This window comes from Streptomyces sp. NPDC014891, from assembly GCF_043081085.1.
Lineage (GTDB): Bacteria > Actinomycetota > Actinomycetes > Streptomycetales > Streptomycetaceae > Streptomyces.
Map to the genome: position 1 here is coordinate 181,644 of NZ_JBIBWF010000004.1, position 15,751 is coordinate 197,394.

The 15,751-nt window shown below is 73.2% G+C and carries 14 protein-coding genes and 1 riboswitch; of the genes, 9 read left to right on the plus strand and 5 right to left on the minus strand.

Translation table 11 applies throughout. From position 1 onward, the window contains the following. Positions 1–2 precede the first annotated feature (2 nt). From ACF09E_RS12710 to ACF09E_RS12740, 7 genes are all read left to right on the plus strand, one after another. A complete protein-coding gene (locus ACF09E_RS12710) occupies positions 3–992 on the plus strand; it encodes an NEW3 domain-containing protein (protein WP_392205183.1) in 990 nt (329 codons plus the stop codon). A 374-nt stretch (positions 993–1,366) separates the two neighbouring features. Then, positions 1,367–1,660 (plus strand): UBP-type zinc finger domain-containing protein, encoded by a 294-nt coding sequence (locus tag ACF09E_RS12715; protein ID WP_392205642.1) that lies wholly within the window; start codon positions 1,367–1,369, stop codon positions 1,658–1,660. A 792-nt stretch (positions 1,661–2,452) separates the two neighbouring features. Beyond that, positions 2,453–2,616: riboswitch (cobalamin riboswitch) on the plus strand. 85 nt (positions 2,617–2,701) lie between these two features. Continuing rightward, positions 2,702–3,742: an ABC transporter substrate-binding protein gene (locus tag ACF09E_RS12720; RefSeq protein ID WP_392205184.1), complete on the plus strand. Its 1,041-nt coding sequence runs from the start codon at positions 2,702–2,704 to the stop codon at positions 3,740–3,742. 74 nt (positions 3,743–3,816) lie between these two features. Beyond that, complete coding sequence (locus tag ACF09E_RS12725; RefSeq protein WP_392205643.1) at positions 3,817–4,851, plus strand: FecCD family ABC transporter permease; 1,035 nt, start codon at positions 3,817–3,819, stop codon at positions 4,849–4,851. Next, positions 4,848–5,657 carry an ABC transporter ATP-binding protein gene (locus tag ACF09E_RS12730; protein ID WP_392205185.1) on the plus strand — a complete coding sequence of 270 codons (810 nt, stop codon included), beginning with the start codon at positions 4,848–4,850 and terminating at the stop codon, positions 5,655–5,657. The genes ACF09E_RS12725 and ACF09E_RS12730 overlap by 4 nt, the downstream gene beginning before the upstream one ends. 160 nt (positions 5,658–5,817) lie before the next feature. After that, positions 5,818–6,654 (plus strand): SDR family NAD(P)-dependent oxidoreductase, encoded by an 837-nt coding sequence (locus ACF09E_RS12735; protein WP_392205186.1) that lies wholly within the window; start codon positions 5,818–5,820, stop codon positions 6,652–6,654. Positions 6,655–6,850: 196 nt separating this feature from the next. Next, positions 6,851–7,546 carry a hypothetical protein gene (locus ACF09E_RS12740; protein ID WP_392205187.1) on the plus strand — a complete coding sequence of 232 codons (696 nt, stop codon included), beginning with the start codon at positions 6,851–6,853 and terminating at the stop codon, positions 7,544–7,546. 123 nt (positions 7,547–7,669) lie between these two features. On the opposite strand, the gene ACF09E_RS12745 is transcribed toward ACF09E_RS12740, so the two are convergent. Next, positions 7,670–8,587: a TetR/AcrR family transcriptional regulator gene (locus ACF09E_RS12745; protein ID WP_392205188.1), complete on the minus strand. Its 918-nt coding sequence runs from the start codon at positions 8,585–8,587 to the stop codon at positions 7,670–7,672. 181 nt (positions 8,588–8,768) lie between these two features. Here ACF09E_RS12745 and ACF09E_RS12750 point away from each other — a divergent pair, with 181 nt between their 5' ends. After that, positions 8,769–10,505 carry an amidase gene (locus tag ACF09E_RS12750; RefSeq protein WP_392205189.1) on the plus strand — a complete coding sequence of 579 codons (1,737 nt, stop codon included), beginning with the start codon at positions 8,769–8,771 and terminating at the stop codon, positions 10,503–10,505. Positions 10,506–10,611: 106 nt separating this feature from the next. On the opposite strand, the gene ACF09E_RS12755 is transcribed toward ACF09E_RS12750, so the two are convergent. Both ACF09E_RS12755 and ACF09E_RS12760 read right to left on the minus strand, forming a co-directional pair. Next, positions 10,612–11,199, minus strand: a complete 588-nt coding sequence (locus ACF09E_RS12755; RefSeq protein ID WP_392205190.1) for a GNAT family N-acetyltransferase — start codon at positions 11,197–11,199, stop codon at positions 10,612–10,614. A 155-nt stretch (positions 11,200–11,354) separates the two neighbouring features. Beyond that, positions 11,355–12,902, minus strand: coding sequence for a flavin-containing monooxygenase (locus ACF09E_RS12760; protein ID WP_392205191.1), 1,548 nt, complete (start codon positions 12,900–12,902; stop codon positions 11,355–11,357). Positions 12,903–12,989: 87 nt separating this feature from the next. Here ACF09E_RS12760 and ACF09E_RS12765 point away from each other — a divergent pair, with 87 nt between their 5' ends. Further along, a complete protein-coding gene (locus ACF09E_RS12765) occupies positions 12,990–14,207 on the plus strand; it encodes a PucR family transcriptional regulator (RefSeq protein ID WP_392205192.1) in 1,218 nt (405 codons plus the stop codon). A 37-nt stretch (positions 14,208–14,244) separates the two neighbouring features. On the opposite strand, the gene ACF09E_RS12770 is transcribed toward ACF09E_RS12765, so the two are convergent. Together ACF09E_RS12770 and ACF09E_RS12775 are read right to left on the minus strand one after the other, a co-directional pair. Further along, positions 14,245–14,826 (minus strand): hypothetical protein, encoded by a 582-nt coding sequence (locus tag ACF09E_RS12770; RefSeq protein WP_392205193.1) that lies wholly within the window; start codon positions 14,824–14,826, stop codon positions 14,245–14,247. 348 nt (positions 14,827–15,174) lie between these two features. Next, positions 15,175–15,723, minus strand: a complete 549-nt coding sequence (locus ACF09E_RS12775; protein WP_392205194.1) for a GNAT family N-acetyltransferase — start codon at positions 15,721–15,723, stop codon at positions 15,175–15,177. Between the last annotated feature and the right edge of the window lie 28 nt (positions 15,724–15,751).

A 15,751-nucleotide genomic window follows, 5' to 3' on the forward strand; every position in this document is an offset into this window, starting at 1 on the left:
CCGTGCGACCAGTCCGAGTGATCAGCCTGCTCAGAGCCGGGGCCGCCGCGGCGGCGATACTTCTCGTCCCCACGCCGGTCCTCGCGGCCGCACCGGCGCCCGCCGCCGCGAGGACGGAGGTGGCCATCTCCCCGGTCGACCTCCAGGGGCCCGCGATCTCGGTGGTGAAGGTGACCGTCAAGAACGCGGGGCCCGACCGCATGCGCTCCCTGAAGGTGTCCTTCGCCGGGCCGGTGGGCTGGGCGGTGCAGCCGGCCGAACGCACCGTGAGCGGCGCCCTGTCCGCCGGCCAGTCCGTCGTCACCGAGTTCAGGATCCAGGTTCCGGAGCAGCGACCGGGGTTCGCGATCCGTACGTTCACCGCTGCCGCGACGTACAAGGGCGGTGACGGTGCCGGCTCCGCCACCGGCACGCTGTCCCAGCGCACGGGCGAGCCGCTGGCCGATCTCAAGGCCGCCTACAACGGGGTCGCCGTCACCGACGAGTCCGACACCGCGCCCGGCGACTACGACGGCGAGGGCAACAGCTTCTCCGCCCAGAAGCTCGCGGCCGTCGGCCTGACCCGCGGCGCGTCCGTGAGCGCGCTGGGCGCGAAGCTGACCTGGCCGGACGTGCCGAGCGGCACGAAGGACAACGTGGCGAGTGCCGGACAGGCGGTCACGCTGAGCGGGCAGGGCAGCCGGCTCGTCTTCCTCGGGTCGGGCGTCGGAAGCGGTGCGGCGGGAACGGCCACCGTCTACTACCGGGACGGGACCTCCGCCAAGGGTTCCTTCGGCTTCCCCAACTGGTCCTTCTCCCCCGCCGATGCGCACGGCGCGACGCTGGTCGCGTCGTCCGACGGCCGGAACCGCCCGAGCGGGTACGGGAACGCCGGTATCGCCTACCGCGTGTTCGCCCACTCCATCCCCCTCGACGCGGCGAAGCAGGTCGACTTCGTCGTCCTGCCGGACAACAGCGGCATCCATGTCTTCGACATGGCCATCGCCCCCTGATGTCCCTCGCGTGACCACGCTCCGCTCGGCCGCCCCCGTGCCTTTCGGTCCGGGGGCGGCCGACGTCCGGCGGACGGCCCTCCGGCACCACCGATGTCGGTGCGCGTCTCCAGGGGCCTCACTGCGACGTAGATGCAGGCGGTTGCGCCGTACGGGCCGTCGTCGTGAAGCGAACGAACCCCGGATCCCCTTCCAGCGCCCGCCGACCGTCTCACCGCCTTCCGAACGACCGTGTACCGCGGTGGGCGGACCCTGGGGCCGGGGGGCTCGGCAGGGCTTCTTTCTCTCGGGTGCGGGAGAATCGGGCGATGGACCGATCCGACGATGACGCACGGCCCGACCGGCCTCTCGACGCGCCTCGGCCTTCGTGGGCCGTGGCGTACGACGGGGGCCGACCGGAGGGCGGGCGCGCCTGCGACCATGTCGCGGCTCTCCCTCTAGCGCCGGATGCGCCGGCCGAGGCATGCGCCGATTGCCTGTCCTCGGGTGGGAGTTGGCGGCGGCTGCTCTGGTGCGCGACGTGCGGACACGTCGGTTGCTGTGACAGCTCGCCTGGGCGGCACGCGTACCGGCATCACGAAAGGACCGGGCATCCGGTCGCGCTGACGCTGTCCGCGGACGAGGACTGGGCCTGGTGTTACGAGGACGAGGTCTACCTCGTGCGTTGAACCGCCCGCGGACGGGCGACCCGGCGGGCGTACGCGGCGCCCTCGCACGGTCGTACCGCCCCGCGTACGCCCGGGCGTGCCCGGGGCCGCCCCGGCGCGATGCCGTTCGCCGAGGCGGCGTGAGCCGTCAGAAAGCCGGGCCCGGTGCCGGTACGGGCCCGGGCAGGGGCCCGGGGTGCGGGCCGGGCTCCGGGCGCGGATCGCCCGGCTGGGGGTCCGGACCGGGCTGCGGCGGAGTCGGGGGTACCGGGTCGGGCCCGCCGGGCGTGGGCACCGGGCCGGGGACCGGCCCCGGCTGCGGGCCGGGACCAGGGCCGGGGACCGGGGTGGGGCTCGGAGGCACCGGATCGGGCGGCGGTGTGCCCAGTTCCGTCGTCCCCGCGTGCCAGGGCTCGCGACCGGGCTCCGGCGGTGGCCCCGTCGGGCCGGGAGGGACAGGACGCGTGGGGGGCGCCAGTTCCGGATCCGACGGGTCCGGCAGATTCGGACGGCCGGTCCGTACGTCGCTTCCCATGATCACACCGCCTTACCGGGTAGGGAGGGATGCTGTTCTCCTCCCCCACTCGGCTGCCCGGAGAGATCCTTCTCATGCGCCCACGAGGGCAGGTGCACCCGGGCGGCGGCACGGGCGTGCGGAGGTACGCGCTTCCGTTCTGCGGCTGCCGGGTCGCGATCCACCGGCCGGCCGTTCGCAGGCGAGAGCGGCGACCAGACGGCCCTCACCTGGGATTCCTTCCGGCGGGCGGCCCTCCGGGCCCAAGATCGCCCTGTGGTAGTTTGCCCGGGCCAGTCGTACCCCTGTACGTATCGACACGATATGTGCGCGGGTCAGGGAATCCGGTGGGAATCCGGAGCTGACGCGCAGCGGTGAGGGTGACGGGCGGAGCAGCGGCCACTGGGTCCCGACGGGCCCGGGAAGGCGTTCCGTCCGGACGACCCCGAGTCCGAAGACCTGCTGGCGCCCCGGACGGCGTGCCGTCGTCCGGGAAGCACCGTACGACAGGCTCCGCGCATGAGCCCTGACGCAGAAGGACTCCTCCTGTGCCCCTCGCCCCCCGTTTCCGTGCCGCCGTGCTGCTCGTGGCCGCCGCCGCCCTCGTCTCCGGCTGCGGCGGCACCACCAGGGCGGACGCGCCCGAGGCGAAGCAGGCGGGCCCCGGCCATCCCGTCCGTCTGGACAACTGCGGACAGCGGGTCGAGATCGACCACGTCCCCCGCCGGGCTGTCGCCCTGGACCAGGGATCGGCCGAGATCCTGCTCTCCCTCGGCCTCGCCGACCGCATGGTGGGCACCGCCACCTGGACCGATCCGGTCCTCGGCGGGCTGGAGAAGGCGAACGCGACCGTGCCCCGGCTCGCCGACCGCTACCCGTCCTTCGAGAAGGTCCTCGACGTCGAACCGGACTTCGTCAGCGCGTCCTTCCTGTACACCCTCGGCAAGGGCGGCGTGGCCCCGCGGGAGCGGTTCACGAAGCTCGGCGTGCCCACCTACCTCTCCCCCGGCGACTGCGTCGGCAAGGACAACGGCGGCGGTGGCGACGGTGTGCGGACGAGTCCACTGACCATGGACACCGTGTACGGGGAGATCAGGGACCTCGCCCGCGTCTTCGGTGTGCCGGAGCGCGGGGAGAAGCTCGTGGGCGAGCTCCGGGCCCGGGTCGGGAAGGCCACGGCCGGCGCGGACTTCGGCGACGCGTCCGTCCTCTACTGGTTCTCCGACTCGCAGGGACCGTACATGGCCGGCTGCTGCGGCGCTCCCGGCATCGTCAGCGGGGCGCTCGGTGTGAAGAACGTCTTCGACGACACGAAGGAGGAGTGGCCGCAGATCAACTGGGAGACCGTCGCCGACCGCGATCCCGACGTGCTGGTGATCGCCGATCTGACCCGCCGGGCGCAGTCGGCGGAGAGCGCCGCGAAGAAGATCGAGTTCCTGGAGTCGCACGCGGTCACCCGGAACATGACGGCGGTGCGGAACAGGCGGTACGTGATCCTCAGCGGTCAGGCCATGAACCCCACCATCCGCACGGTCGAGGGCATCGAGAAGGTCTCCGCCGCGCTCAAGACGTACGGTCTCGCGAAGTGACCCGGCCGGGGCTGGAGACGGCGGACCCGCCGGACCGGGATCAGGCAGACCGGCCCGTCGCGGTGGGCCGGCCGGTGCGTGCCTCCGCCCGCTCGTCCCGGGCCCTCGCGCCGGTGGCCGCGGTCGGCGGGGTCGTCCTGCTGTGCGCATCGGTCGCCGTCGCCCTCACGATCGGTCCGGCCGACATCCGCGTCTCGGACTCCTGGTCCGTCGTGGCCGCCCGCCTCGGCGGGAGCCCGTCCGGGCTGAGCGCGATCCGCGACGGCATCGTCTGGGAGCTGAGGCTGCCGCGTACCCTCCTCGCGGCCGTGTGCGGCGCCGGACTCGCGGTCTGCGGCGCGGTCCTCCAGTCGCTGCTGCGCAACCCGCTCGCCGACCCGTTCGTCCTCGGCGTCTCCTCCGGGGCCTCGACCGGTGCGGTGGCCGTCATCGTCCTCGGCGCCGGCGGGGGCCTGCTCTCCGTGACCGGGGGCGCGTTCCTCGGCGCGCTCTGCTCCTTCGCCCTGGTGCTTGTCCTCAGCCACACGCTGGGCGGGTCGACCGACCGCGTCGTGCTGGCCGGGGTGGCGGCGATGCAGCTCTTCTCCGCCCTCACCTCGTTCGTCGTGATGACCGCAGCCGACGCCGAAACCACCCGCGGGGTCCTGTTCTGGCTGCTCGGCTCCCTCGCCGGGGCGGACTGGACGGACGTCGGTGTGTGTGCCGCCGTCCTCGCCGTCGGACTCGTCGTCTGCGGCGGACACGCCCGTACGCTGGACGCCTTCGCGTTCGGCGAGGACGCGGCGGCGACGCTCGGCGTCGGGGTCGCGCGGACCCGTCTCGTCCTGCTCTCGGTCACCGCCCTGCTGACGGCGGTCCTGGTCTCGTCCGCCGGCGCGATCGGCTTCGTCGGTCTGGTCCTGCCACATGCGATCCGTGCCCTGGTGGGCCCCGGTCACGCCCGGCTGCTGCCCCTGACCGCACTGGCCGGGTCGGTCTTCCTGGTGTGGGCCGACACCCTCGCGCGTACGGTGCTCGACCCGCAGGAGGTGCCGGTGGGCGTGGTGACCTCCCTGGTCGGCGTCCCCGCGTTCGTCCTCGTCCTGTACCGCACCAGGAGCACCCCATGACCGACTCGGCGACGCACGTCGGCTCCTCGGGGCTGTACGCCGCACGCGTCTCCCGTACCGCCGGCGGCGCTCTCGTCCTGGACGGCGTGACCGTCGCGCCGCGCCCCGGCACGCTCACCGGGCTTCTGGGGCCGAACGGTTCGGGGAAGTCGACCCTCCTGAGGGTGCTGGCCGGGGTGCTCGCCCCGGACAGCGGGCTCGTGACCCTGGACGGCGATCCGCTGAGCACGGTTCCGCGCCGGGTGCTCGCACGGCGACTCGCGGTCGTCGAGCAGCACGCCGACACACAGGTCGACCTCACCGTGGCCGACGTCGTACGCCTCGGTCGCATTCCGCACCGCCGCGCCTGGTCGCCGACGACGGCCGCCGACGAGGAGGCGGTGCGGACCGCGCTCGCCCGCACGGGGCTGACCGACCGGGCGCACCGCACCTGGCGCACCCTCTCCGGCGGCGAGCGCCAGCGGGTGCAGATCGCCCGTGCGCTCGCCCAGGATCCGCGCGATCTCCTCCTCGACGAACCGACGAACCACCTCGACATCCAGCATCAACTGGACCTCCTGGGCCTGGTGTCGAGTCTGCGCCTGACCTGCGTCATGGCGCTGCACGACCTCAACCTGGCGGCGATGTACTGCGATCACGTGGTGGTGCTGCACGAGGGCCGGGTGGTGGCGGCCGGGCCGGTCGCGGACGTCCTCACGGAGCGACTCGTTCAGGAGGTCTACGGGGTCCGGGCGGTCGTGTCCTTCCCGGGCCCCGGCGACCGCCCCCACGTCCGCTTCCTCGGCACGGCGTCCTCGGGTTCGTGAACGGGTGACGGCAGCCCGGCGAGGCCCCGGCCGGTGAGGGCCTCGGGGCTGTCGGAACGGCGGTTCGGTGGAGAGACCCGTCAGCGTCCGGGCCCGGCGGCGCTTCCCTGAGATGATCTTCACGGGGCAAGGGCTGACGAGGCGTGGAGAGGCGACGTTCATGGCGGACGAGCGGGTGTACGTGGTGACCGGGGGCGGCACGGGGATCGGGGCCGCGACCGCGCGGGCCCTGACCCGGGCGGGACACAAGGTGGTCGTGTCGGGACGGCGGCCCGAGCCGCTGCGGCTGGTCGCCGAGGACACCGGAGCGCTGGCCGTCCCGTCGGACATCGGCGACCCCTCCGCGGTCGCCTCGCTCGTCGAGACCGCCGTCGACACGTACGGGCGGCTCGACGGTCTGGTCCTCAACGCCGGCATCGGACGGGGCGGCGGGGTGGGCGAGGTGGCCCTGGACGACTGGGACGAGGTGATGCGGACCAACCTCACCGGCCCGTTCCTGCTGCTGCGCGCCGCACTCCCCCACCTGCTCGAAGCCCGCGGCGCGGTCGTCGCGGTGGCCTCGGTCTCCGCCCTGCTCAGCGGGGCGGGGAGCGCGGCCTACGCCACCTCCAAGGCGGCGCTGCTCCAGCTGTGCCGCTCCCTCACCGTCGACTACGCGGGCGCCGGGCTGCGCGCCAACACCGTGTGCCCCAGCTGGATCCGCAGCGAGATGGCCGACCGTCGCATGACGCGGTTCGCCCACGAAGCAGACCTGGGAGACCCGGGCACGGACGGTGCGGACGGCGTGGAAGCGGCGTACGAGGAGGTCACCCGGGCTCTGCCCGCCGGCCGGCCCGGCAGACCCGAAGAGGTCGCGGAGGCGGTCTGCTGGCTCCTCTCGCCCGCCGCCTCCTTCGTCAACGGCGCCGTGCTCACCGTCGACGGCGGCGCCACCACACTCGACCCCGGGACACTCGGCTTCGGATTCCAGTTGCAGCCGCGGACTTCGCGGGGCTGAGCCGCCGTCATCGTCGAGGGATTCGCGGACCGCGATCTCGGCTCCGAGGAGCGGCCCCGAGGGGCCGTTCCCGGACTCGGCGGGCATCCGACGGCGATATTCCGTCGCAGGTCAGAGCGGATCTCTGTTAATTTCCCCGTCGTATCGGATCCGGCGAACGGGCAGCCGATCTCAGCCGTCGCGTCTCGGGGAAGCAATGAAACTGGCCCTCACCGTCCACCGGGCACGCCTCGGATCCACCGAGTTCAAAGTCATCAGACCTGCCCGCCCGCTCGCGCATGCGGTGCTCATCGACCGTGACCGATGGCTCGACGCCTACCTCGACCAGGATGCCGCTCAGCGCATCGGCGCACTGTGGGCAGTGGCGGCCTCGTCCCCGCGCTCGCTGGTCCACCTCTCGATGCGGCGGAACCACGCCCCGGTCGGCCGGGAGGGCGGCGACAGCCGGCGGCAGCTCGACCTCGTGATGATGCACCACTCGCTCCAGTTCTCGCCTTCACGCTGGAAGGAGCTCCGCAACCGGCTCGACCGCGGACGGCCGCGGACCGTGACCCTGCCGTGGGCCGAGGTCCCCGATGGTGACGGGATCGACTACCAGGCACGGCACCACCGGGAGAACCGGGACCTGTTCCACCAGCACCTCCACGCGGAGACCCTGTTCATGACCGGCAGCGCCCCGGTGTTCAGGGACACCGTCCGGCACTTCCTCGATGTCGCTCAGAACGGCCCCGGGCACGCGCTCTCTCATCCGGGCGATTCCCACTACTGCTCCAGGTTCCACGGCAACGACGGCACCCTCGGGAACGCACGCGAGCTGCACATCCAGTACTGCGACGACTGGGACTCCGCATCCGACGGGCCGCCCCGCGCCACCGACGTCGCAGCCGACTGACGGGCGCGCTCGCCCACACCGTCTAGGACTACGGGCCGTCGCCGCCCCGGACCAGCAAGCGGGTCGTAGGCACCAAGGCGGCCGAGGCCGCGGGGGGCAGGATGTGCGTCGGGCCCGTCGCGTTCAGTCCTTCTCGGCGGGGCGGAGCTCGCGCAGCAGGGCGGTGAGGGCGAAGGCGTGGGCGGAGGTGTGCTCCCAGCGGGAGCGGCCGAACATGACGTCCTCCGCGAGGCCGCTCAGCATGGCCACGGCCCTGATCGTGAACTCGGGGAGGTCCACGGCGACGAAATCTCCCCGTTCCCGGCCCTCGCGGAGGATCACGTCGAGGCGCTCGTCCCAGCCGTCCAGGAGCTCGGTGAGGATCTTCCGCCCCGCCTCGTCGTGGCGCTGGGCCAGCACCTGGGTCCACAGGGCGTACCGGTCGTCGCCCGAGTGGCGGGGCAGGTAGAAGCGGATGAACAGGTCGAGCTTGTCGGCCGGCGTTTCTGCCTGGTCGGCCGCCTCCTGGTAGCCGGCCCAGAGGTCTGCCTGGCTCCACGCGAGGACTTCGAGGAGGAGCCGGTCCTTCTTGCCGAAGTGGTAGAGGATGTGGCCGGTGCTCATGCCGGCTCGTGCGGCGATGTCCGACATCCGCAGGGCCGCGGTGCCCTTCTCGGCGATGACGCTGACGGCGGCGCGCATGGCCCGCTCGCGTGCCTCGTCACCGCTCGGCTGCCGCTTGCGGGCGAACGGGGCCCGACCGGCGGATCGCGGGGAGCCGCCGGCGGCGCGGTCCGCCGGGCCGGTCGCCGGTTCCCGGTGGGGCGTGGTCGTGCGGTCCGTCGCCTCCGCCGCGCCCTCCGTCCGCCCGGTCTCGCCGTGCGTCGCCTCCGCCGCACCCTCCGTCCGCCCGGTCACGCCGTCCCTCGCTTCCGTCGCGCCTTCGACCGGCCCGGTCGCGCCCCCTGCCGGTTCATGCGTCTCGGTGCCGGAGAGCCCGGGCGCGTTCTGCGGCGAGGGGAGGTCGTCGGGCCGTGCAGGCCCGGTCTGGGGCGTCGGCATGGGCTCACTTTCGGTTCCGGCTGTTCGGGTCCCCAGTGTAGGTTCCGGAATTCTAGACCCCTAGTCTAGACTGAAAATCTAGTTAACATGAGAGTGCTGCGGCGGCCGCCAGTCCCGGGCCGCCCCGGCGCCTCCGCGGCCGACGGCCCGCGCGCCCTGCTCACCACCGGGAGACACCCACATGCCACGCGGATTCGATGTCGTGGAGACCAGCATCGCCGACCTGCGCGCAGCGCTGCAGAAGGGCGAGACGACCGCGGTCGAGCTGCTCGACGCCTACCTGGCGCGGATCGACGCCTACGACCGGCCGGGCACGGCCACCGCCCTGAACGCGATGGTCGTCATGAACCCGGACGCCCGGGCGGAGGCGGAGGCCTCCGACGCGCGCCGCGCCGCCGGCCGGACCCTGGGGCCGCTGGACGGCATCCCGTACACGGCCAAGGACAGCTACCTCGCCAAGGGGCTCACCGCCGCGTCGGGCTCCCCCGCGTTCGAGCACCTCGTCGCCCAGAAGGACGCCTTCGCCATCGAGCGGCTACGTGCCGGCGGCGCGGTCCTCATCGGCCTGACCAACATGCCGCCCATGGCGAACGGCGGCATGCAGCGCGGTGTGTACGGCCGCGCCGAGAGCCCCTACAACGCCGACTGGCTCACCAGCGCCTACGGCTCCGGCTCCTCCAACGGCTCCGGCACCGCGACGGCAGCGTCCTTCGGAGCCTTCGGCCTCGGCGAGGAGACCTGGTCCTCGGGCCGCGCGCCCGCCTCCAACAACGCGCTCTGCGCCTACACCCCCAGCCGCGGCGTGATCTCCGTCCGCGGCAACTGGCCCCTCGTACCGACCATGGACGTCGTCGTCCCCCACACCCGCACGATGGCGGACCTGCTCGAACTGCTCGACGTCCTCGTCGCGGACGACGCCGAGACCCGCGGAGACCTCTGGCGCGCCCAGCCCTGGGTCGAGCTGCCCTCGCCCTCGCAGGTGCGCCCCGCCTCCTACCCTGCCCTCGCGCCCGCCGACGCCCAGGCGGCCGCCGGCGCCCTCGCCGGCAAGCGCGTCGGCGTCCCCCGGATGTACATCAACGCCGACCCCGAGGCCGGCACCAACCCCGACGGCGGCATCGGCGGCCAGACCGGGCAGCGCGTCGACACCCGTCCGTCGGTGATCGACCTGTGGGAGGCAGCGCGTCGCGACCTGGAGGCCGCCGGAGCGGAGGTCGTCGCCGTCGACTTCCCCGTCGTCTCGAACTACGAGTCGGACCGCCCCGGGGCACCCTCGCTGTTCACCCGCGGCCTCGTCAGCCGCCCGTACCTCACCTTCGAGATCGAGGACCTGTCCGCCTGGTCCTGGGACGACTTCCTCCGCGCCAACGGCGACCCCGCGCTCCCCACCCTGGCCGACGTCGACAGCGACCTCATCTGGCCCAAGCAGGAGGGCGAACTCCCCGACCGCTACGACGGCTTCGACGACACCATCGGCGACTACCCCCGCCTCGTCCGCGAACGCCCCTACGCCTCCCTGGCCGACATGCCCCTCCTGGAGCAGGGCCTGCGCGGCCTGGAGGAGACCCGCCGCGTCGACCTGGAGCAGTGGATGGACGAACTCGGCCTGGACGCGGTGGTCTTCCCCGCGGTCGCCGACGTGGGCCCCGCGGACATGGACACCGACACCGCGTCCGCGGACCTCGGCTGGCGCAACGGCGTCTGGGTCGCCAACGGCAACCTCGTCCCGCGCCACCTGGGCATCCCCACCGTCACCGTGCCCATGGGCACCATGGCCGACACCCGCATGCCCGTGGGCCTCACCTTCGCGGGTCGCGCGTACGACGACAACGAACTGCTCGCCCTCGCGGCGGCCTTCGAGGCGACCGGCGACCGGCGCACGGTGCCGCCGCGCACCCCTCGCCTGGCGGCGGAGTAGGACGACCCGGTGGACGACAGGTGTCGACCTGTCGTCCACCGGTGTCTCCCGGCATCAGGGACTCGGGGCGGTCACCGTCGCACGTGCGCGACGGGTCCCCGCCTCGTCACGCCCGGCGCACGGCGTCGCCCCGGGTCCCACCGGCCGTCCCCTGCCACTCGCGACGGAGGAGACCGAACACCCAGGAGTCGGAGACGTCGCCGTTGACGACGCAGTCCTCCCGGAGGGTCCCCTCCCGGACGAACCCGAGCTTCTCCAGCACGCGGGCGGACGCCAGGTTGCGGGTGTCGGTCTCGGACTGGACGCGGTTCAGGTCCAGGGAGTCGAAGGCCCAGTCCAGCACGGCCCGCGCGGTCTCCGTCGCGTAGCCGTGGCCCCACGCGGCGGCCTCGAAGGCGTAGCCGAGGGACGCACTGCGGAAGTCGGGGTTCCAGCCGGTCAGGCCGCACCAGCCGATGAACGTGCCGTCGGAGGCCCGCTCGACGGCTACCCGCGCGCCTCCGCCCTCCCTCTCGATCGCCCGGCAGGTCGCCAGGAAGCGCTCGGCGTCGGCCCGTTCGGTCCACGGCGGCGAGTCCCAGTAGCGCAGCACGTGGGCGTCGCTCTGCAGCGCGTACAGCGGGGCGGCATCGGCGTCGGTGAAAGGCCGCAGGCGCAGGCGGTCGGTGCGCAGTTCGGGGGTGGGTAGCGTCATGCGGAGCATCCTGCCGCGCACGCTCCGCCCCCGACCATCGGTTTTCCGCGGCGCACCGGGACGGGCGACCGGTCGTGGCCCGGCGTGCGATCCGCCTCGGCCTCTGCGGCCGTCCCGTTCGCGCGGCAGCGGGCGGACCGGGTGGTCCGCCTGGCTCAGGCCGTCGCCTTCGTACGGGCTCCGGCCCTGGCTCGGGAGAAGCGGAGCTCCGGGTCGGCGATGGAGCCGGAGCGCAGCAGCTTGACGTCGTCGCGGTAGTCCATGGAGGTCAGCCACGGCATCCGGTCCCCCTGGCGGGGCAGCGCGTCGACGGCCCGTCGGATGTAGCCGGCGCCGAAGTCCAGGAGCGGGCGGGTGGGCATTCCCGGGTCCGAGGGCTCGGGCCGGCAGCTGTCGTGGCCGTGGGCGTCCATGTGGGCCAGGAGCCGGCAGAAGTGCTCGCAGAGCAGGCCGATCTTCAGGGTCCAGGAGGAGTTGGTGTAGCCGATGGCGAAGGCGAAGTTCGGGACGCCGGAGAGCATCATGCCCTTGTAGGCGAGGGTGTCCGGCAGCCGCACCTCGTGGCCGTCGACGGTGAGCCGCATGCCGCCGAAGGCCTGTACGTTCAGGCCCGTGGCGGTGACGACCAGGTCGGCCTCCAGCTCGCGGCCGGACTCCAGCAGGACTCCCCGCTCGGTGAAGCGGGCGATCCGGTCGGTGACCACCGAGGCCCGGCCCTCCCGGATCGAACGGAAGAGGTCGCCGTCGGGGACGGCGCACAGCCTCTGGTCCCAGGGGTCGTACGGTGGGTTGAAGTGCTCGTCGACGGGATAACCGGGCGGCAGCAGACGGGCGTTGATCCATCGGATCATTCGCCGCGCCGTCTTCGGGAACCGCTGGCAGAAGCGCCAGACCAGGCGCTGCTGCGCGATGTTCTTGCGTCGGGACAGCGCGTAGCCGCGCCGCTCGCCGAGCCACTTCCTGAACGTGTTGGCGAGCAGGTCCGCGCGCGGGACGGGGACGACGTAGGTCGGCGTGCGCTGGAGCATGGTCACGTGGGCGGCGGACGCCGCCATCGCCGGCACGAGGGTGACGGCCGTGGCGCCGCTGCCGATCACCACGACGCGTCGGCCCGCGTGGTCCAGGTCCGCCGGCCAGTGCTGCGGGTGGACGACGGGTCCGGGAAAGCGGTCCAGGCCCTCGAAGTGGGGGGTGAAGCCCTCGTCGTAGCGGTAGTAGCCGCCGGCGCAGAAGAGCCAGCCGCAGGTCAGCGTGGTGCGCTCGCCGGTGTCGGTGCGCTCGACCTCGACGGTCCAGCGCGCCTCGTCGGACGACCAGGACGCGCCGAGCACCTTGCGGTGGTAGCGGATGTGGGCGTCGATGCCGTTCTCTGCGGCGGCCTGCCGCAGGTAGGCGAGGATGCGCGGGGCGTCGGCGATGGACTGCTCGTCGCGCCAGGGCTTGAACTCGTAGCCGAAGGTGTGCAGATCGGAGTCGGACCGGATGCCCGGGTAGCGGAACAGGTCCCAGGTCCCGCCGGACGCCTGGCGGGCTTCGAGGATCGCGAAGCTCTTCGCGGGCAGGTCGGTCTTCAGGTAGCGCGCGGCGCCGATGCCCGAGATCCCGGCTCCGACGATGAGGACGTCGAGGTGCTCGGCGGCGGGCCTGGCAGAGGACGGGGACACGGGCGGCTCCGGGCGGTGTCGAGGGACGGCTGCGTCCATGCTGCTGACGTCGCGGATCCGGGACAACGTGCAAAGTGCACCACGAGAGGGGGGCGGAGTGACGATCTGCACCGTTACGATGACCGGATGCCGTGGCCGTCGCCCTCCCCGCGCATCCGGGAACTGATCCGTCGGGGTGCCGAGATCGCACTCACCCCTTCCCCCGACTGGCTCGCCGAGCTCGACGCGGCGACCCTGTCCGGCGCGGCCAGGGGGCAGATCGCGGCCGATCCCGTCCTGGCGGCGGGGACCCGTCTCACCAACCGCTCCAACCTGCTGTTCTGGGCCGCGTCCAACGTCCGCGCGCCGGGCGAGCCGGTCCCGGCCAACGACACGGACGAGCCGCTGGCCGTCGCCCGGGACATGATCCGCCGCGGGCTGGACGAGTCGGCCCTGGACGCCTACCGGGTCGGCGAGAGCGTCGCCGTGCGGATGTGGACGCAGATCGCCTGCACGCTCACCAGTGATCCGGAGGAACTGCGCGAACTGCTCGACGTGTCGCTGCGCTCCATCGCGGCCTTCGTCGACGACACCGTGCGCACGGTCTCGGCGCGGATGAGCGCCGAGCGGGACGAGCTCACCCGGGGCACCCACGCCGAACGGCGCGAGACCGTCACGCTCCTGCTGGAGGGGGCGCCGATCACGCGGCAGCGGGCGGAGAGCCGGCTGGGCTACCGGCTGCAGCCGACGCACACCGCCGCGATCGTCTGGACGGACGTGCCCGACGCCGATCTGGGCCAACTCGACCGCGCGGCCGACGCCCTGGCCGAGGCGGCCGGTCAGCTGCGGCCCCTCAGCGTCATCGCCGGTGCCGCCACGCGCTGGCTGTGGGTCCACGGCCGGCCCGACGGAGACGCGGCGCGCGCCGCACTGGACCACCTGCCGGACGTACGCGTCGCGCTCGGCTCCACCTCCGCGGGGGTGGACGGCTTCCGCCGCAGCCATCTTGACGCCCTGACCACCCAGCAGATGCTGGCGCGTCTGACCTCGCCCACCCGGCTGGCCTTCCACCACGAGGTGGAGCTCGTCGCCCTGCTCACCAGCGACCCCGAGCGCGCCGACCGCTTCGTGGCGCGGACGCTCGGCGGGTTGGAGTCCGCGGCCCCGGAACTCGTCGACACGCTCCGCGTCTTCATCGAGGAGCAGTGCAACGCCACCCGCGCCGCCGCCCGCCTCTTCACGCACCGCAACACGCTCCTCCGGCGTCTCGCCCGCGCGGACCGGCTTCTGCCGCGGCCCCTCGCCGAGCACACGATCGAGGTGGGCGCCGCGCTCAAGGTCCTTCAGTGGCGCGGCCGCCCCTGAGGACGGCGGGCCGGACGCCGTCGGAGCGGGGTCGCACTCACCTGCAGATCATGGGGCAGCCACGCCGGATGGAGTGCTGGGCCGCGCGCAGGAAGAGCGCGACGTAGAAGGCCGCGTCCAGGTCCTCGCTCCACGGGCCCGGCCGCGTGCCGGCCAGGGTGGCCGCGTGCCGATCGAACCATGTGCTGAGGTCGAGGTTGTCGCAGGTCGCCGGGACTTCGGGAGGCAGAGCGACGGCCTCCGCCAGTTTCTCGGCGATCGCCCTTACCTGAGGGGCGCCGGCGATCATGGAGTCGAAGTCGGTGGATTCGACGGGCATCCGGATCTCCTCGTCGAGCGAGACGGGCACGAGGACGGACCAGCCGCAGAGGGTCTCCCACTCCTCCGGCGTCAACCGCCCCTCGCCCAGGGCGGTGAACCCGTGCATGGGCCGGGCGAGCTTCTCCTCGAAGGTCAGCCCGGATCCGCGCACGAAGCGCGTCGCCGGGGGCACGTCCTCGTACGGCGGCAGGCCTCGCCGTACGAGCTCGGCGTCGAGAGCCGAGGCGACCTCGGCCCACCCGTCCTCCCCGGTGCCGAACCAGTCCTCGGCACCGAGACTCACCATGTACACACCCATGAGGGAACGCTATCGCGCCTGACGGGGAGGGCGGTCATCGTGGTGCCGGCGGTCCCGGCGGTCGCCCGAGCGTCACCTTTCGCAGCCCGCCCGAGGCCGCTCGCCGAGGTGGGCAAGACGGACCCGGGCGTGACGACCCCCCGGGGGCACGAAGGGTCTGGCATCGCCAGCCATACGAATTTCGCCACTCATCTATCCCATGGCTGGATTCAGGTGCATGCTGTCCGCACGGCCTCCCCGCCACCCCCGTCGGGGGATCCGCTACGGCCCCGCCTGCTGCTGCGCTGCAGGCGGGGCCGCGTCCTGCTGCGGGGAGCGTGTCGGGCGTCCAGCCCCGGGGGGACGCCTCTACGCGGCCGGTGCGGTGGGGGCGCGGACGCCGAACCACTGGTCGGCTCCGTACTCCTCGAACCGCTCGACCTCGGTGAAGCCCAGGCGCGCTGCGAGCCGCATCGCCGGGACGTTGGCGCTCTGGGTGGACAGCACCACGGGCTCGCCGGGACGCGCGCGGGTGAACCAGTCGAGGACCGCCGTGCACGCCTCGAAGGCGAAACCGCGATTCCACGCCTCCGGCAGGAACAGATAACCGAGTTCGGCCTCGCCCGCCTCGGGGCGCACGTGCCCACGACGCTCGGCACCGCGCGGGTCGAGCGTGATCATGCCGACCATCGCTCCGGCGTGTTCGACCACGAAACAGCCGGTGCGCCGACCGGGAACCTCGGGCATGGAGCGCTCGAGACGGTGGCGTGGCTGGGCGCCCCCGAGGTAGGCGCCCACCTCCGGCGACGCGAACAACTCGACGAAGGCCGGACGGTCCCGGTCCTCGCTCTCGCGGAGCACGAGCCGCTCGGTGGACATCGGGGCGGGCGGCCAGGCGGAGCTTCCGGGTGCGGTCATGGCCCGGAACCTACCGCGGGCCGCGCCG

Excerpts from the sequence above, each read along its gene's own strand:
- ACF09E_RS12730 (WP_392205185.1), top strand. The coding sequence starts at position 4,848 with ATGACCGACTCGGCGACGCACGTCGGCTCCTCGGGGCTGTACGCCGCA.
- ACF09E_RS12735 (WP_392205186.1), top strand. The coding sequence starts at position 5,818 with ATGGCGGACGAGCGGGTGTACGTGGTGACCGGGGGCGGCACGGGGATC.
- ACF09E_RS12740 (WP_392205187.1), top strand. The coding sequence starts at position 6,851 with ATGAAACTGGCCCTCACCGTCCACCGGGCACGCCTCGGATCCACCGAG.
- ACF09E_RS12745 (WP_392205188.1), bottom strand. The coding sequence starts at position 8,587 with ATGCCGACGCCCCAGACCGGGCCTGCACGGCCCGACGACCTCCCCTCG.
- ACF09E_RS12750 (WP_392205189.1), top strand. The coding sequence starts at position 8,769 with ATGCCACGCGGATTCGATGTCGTGGAGACCAGCATCGCCGACCTGCGC.
- ACF09E_RS12755 (WP_392205190.1), bottom strand. The coding sequence starts at position 11,199 with ATGACGCTACCCACCCCCGAACTGCGCACCGACCGCCTGCGCCTGCGG.
- ACF09E_RS12760 (WP_392205191.1), bottom strand. The coding sequence starts at position 12,902 with ATGGACGCAGCCGTCCCTCGACACCGCCCGGAGCCGCCCGTGTCCCCG.
- ACF09E_RS12765 (WP_392205192.1), top strand. The coding sequence starts at position 12,990 with ATGCCGTGGCCGTCGCCCTCCCCGCGCATCCGGGAACTGATCCGTCGG.
- ACF09E_RS12770 (WP_392205193.1), bottom strand. The coding sequence starts at position 14,826 with ATGGGTGTGTACATGGTGAGTCTCGGTGCCGAGGACTGGTTCGGCACC.
- ACF09E_RS12775 (WP_392205194.1), bottom strand. The coding sequence starts at position 15,723 with ATGACCGCACCCGGAAGCTCCGCCTGGCCGCCCGCCCCGATGTCCACC.